Annotated in this window: 1 protein-coding gene; it reads right to left on the reverse strand. The window is 73.1% G+C overall.

Features of this window, described 5'->3' with window-relative positions:
- Positions 1–160 precede the first annotated feature (160 nt).
- On the reverse strand, positions 161–1678 hold a 1518-nt coding region (gene argS, locus AB0C29_RS47140), incomplete at its 5' end, for an arginine--tRNA ligase (protein ID WP_360834740.1).

Below are 1678 nucleotides of genomic sequence, written 5' to 3' on the forward strand. Positions count from 1 at the left end.
TGCGGTCCCCGTCGCGGGCCAGCACCAGAAGATCCACATCGGCGCACGCGGCCACCACCTCACGCTCCGGCCGGCCCCGCCGTACCTCTCGGGCGCCAACCGGCCGCTGCTCGGCGTCGTCAAGGAGGAGGGGCGCCCGCTCTAGCGAGGGGCGTCCGTTCTAGAGCCGCTCCGGTGTCTCGATGCCGAGCAGGTCGAGGCCCTGCCGCAGGGTGCGGCCGGTCAGCTCGCAGAGGCCGAGCCGGCTCTCCCGGACCCCGGCCGGCGCCTTCAGCACCGGGCACGTCTCGAAGAAAGCGCTGAAGGTCTGGGCCAGCCCGTGCAGGTAGCCGGCCAGCCGGTGCATCTCCAGCGACTCTGTCAGCCCGGTCACCACCTGGGCGAAGCCGAGCAGTTCCAGCGCCAGGGCGCGTTCGGCCGGGGCAGTGATCCGGATCGGTCCCGGCGCCGCCTGCGCCTTGAGCAGGATGCCCCGGGTCCGGGCGTACGCGTACTGCAGGTACGGCCCGGTGTTGCCCGTCAGCGCGAGCATCCTGTCCCAGTCGAACACGTAGTCCGACATCCGGTCGCCGGACAGGTCGGCGTACTTGACCGCGCCGATCCCCACCGCCCGCGCCACCTCGGCCGACGAGGCGAGCGCGGCGGCCCGGGTGACCGCCTCGTCCAGCACGGCCGCCAGTTTGACCGAGTCGCCGGAGCGGGTCCGGAACATCTTGCCGTCCGTGCCCAGGATCGAGCCGAAGCCGACGTGTTCGGCCCGTACGCCGGCCGGCAGCCAGCCCGCGGCCGCCGCCACCGCGTAGACCATCGCGAAGTGGGTGCGCTGCGGGGCGCCGACGACGTAGAGCAGCCGGGTCGCGCCCAGCTCACCGGTCCGGTACCGCAGGGCGGCGAGGTCGGTGGCCGCGTACCCGAAACCGCCGTCGCTCTTGCGCACGATCAGCGGCAGCGGATCGCCGCCCCGGCCGGTGAAGCCCGGCGGGAACGCGCACAGCGCGCCCTCGCTCTCCCGCAGCAGGCCCTGCGCGGCCAGCTCGGCCACCACGGGCTCCAGCTTGTCGTTGTAGAAGCTCTCGCCGGTGAAGTCCTGCGGGGCGAGCGTCACCCGCAGCCGGTGGTACGCGGCCAGCAGATACCGCTGCGACGCCGCGACGAAGTGCCGCCACTGCCGCAACGTGTCCTCGTCGCCTCCTTGCAGCGCCACCACCCGCAGCCGCGACCGGGTCCGGAAGTCCTCGTCGGCGTCGAAGCGGGCCCTGGCCGCCTGATAGAAAGCGGTCAGATTGGTGATCTCGTCGGCGTCCCCGCCGTCCAGCTGCTCGATGAGCATGCCGAACGCCGTGCCCCAGTCACCGAGGTGGTTGGCCCGCACGACGTCGTGGCCGAGCCACTCCAGCAGCCGGGCGATGGCGTCACCGATGACGGTCGAGCGCAGGTGCCCGACGGTCAGCTCCTTGGCGATGTTCGGCGACGAATAGTCGACGACGATCCGCTCGGGACGCATCGTGCGGGGCACCCCGAGCCGGGCGTCGGCGGCGAGATCGTTGACGCCCGCGGCGATCACCTCGTCGGTCAGCCGCAGATTGAGGAAGCCGGGCCCGGAGATCTCGGCGGTGGCGACCCCGGCCAGGTCGGCCGCGGCCAGCACGCGGGCCGCGATGTCGCGCGGCGGCCGGCC

This window comes from Actinoplanes sp. NPDC048791, assembly GCF_040650095.1.
Lineage (GTDB): Bacteria > Actinomycetota > Actinomycetes > Mycobacteriales > Micromonosporaceae > Actinoplanes.